The 708-nt window shown below is 68.5% G+C and carries 2 protein-coding genes; both read right to left on the minus strand.

Annotation, left to right across the window (positions count from 1 at the left end):
- Positions 1–224 (minus strand): alpha-lytic protease prodomain-containing protein (locus J0695_RS43095; RefSeq protein ID WP_505383657.1); only part of this gene is annotated, 224 nt, incomplete at its 3' end.
- A 154-nt stretch (positions 225–378) separates the two neighbouring features.
- Positions 379–708: DUF1684 domain-containing protein (locus J0695_RS43100; RefSeq protein ID WP_206970237.1), on the minus strand; the 330-nt coding region annotated here is incomplete at its 5' end.

Genomic DNA, 708 nt, shown 5'->3' on the forward strand with positions numbered 1-708 from the left:
GTCTTCTTGTCGACGTACCACGCGGTGCCCGCCACGTCGGCTTCGAGCACGGCGTCGCCCACGGCCTTGAGTTCGCTTGCGCTGTACGTGGTCGGAGCGTCGGCGGCTGCTGAAACCGGAACCATGAGAGCTCCGGCGGCCGCCATGCCGGACGCGGCGGCTATCAGCCTGGTGCGTCTCCGGCGGGCCGCGCTGCTACTGGTGGTAGTGCGCTTGATCCTCACTTATTCCTCCCGATCGGGATATCAAAGCGTGCTCCTGACAAACGCTGCATGGAGTATTCGCCGTGAAAATCAGGACGCGCAAGGGCGCCTTTCGGACGTCCGCTTCTCGCCCGCATCCGTCCATCCGCGCCCGGCAGCGACGCTCAGCCGCCGCTCAACTGCCGCTTAGCCGCCGTTCCCCCGCCGTGAGATCAAACGGCAGGGTGTTGCCCGGTGGCGGAAAAGGACAGAGGAAGTTGTCGTTGAACGCGCACGGCGGAAGCGTGATCCGGTTGAGGTCCACACGCACCGAACCGTCCGCGCCCGGGGCCTCCGTGCGGAGGAAACGGAACCTGTAGCTGGACGGCCTCCCCGTCGCGTCGGACGGGCCGTCGGGCGTACGGCCGCTGGTGGCGTCGGCCAGCACGGCCCACAGCGCGCCGCCCTCCACCCGGGAGACCTGGAGGGTGTGCCCGGTGCCGTCGGGCGCGGTGAAGGACAGCTC

It is taken from the genome of Streptomyces beijiangensis (assembly GCF_017315755.1).
GTDB classification, from domain to species: Bacteria; Actinomycetota; Actinomycetes; order Streptomycetales; family Streptomycetaceae; genus Streptomyces; species Streptomyces beijiangensis.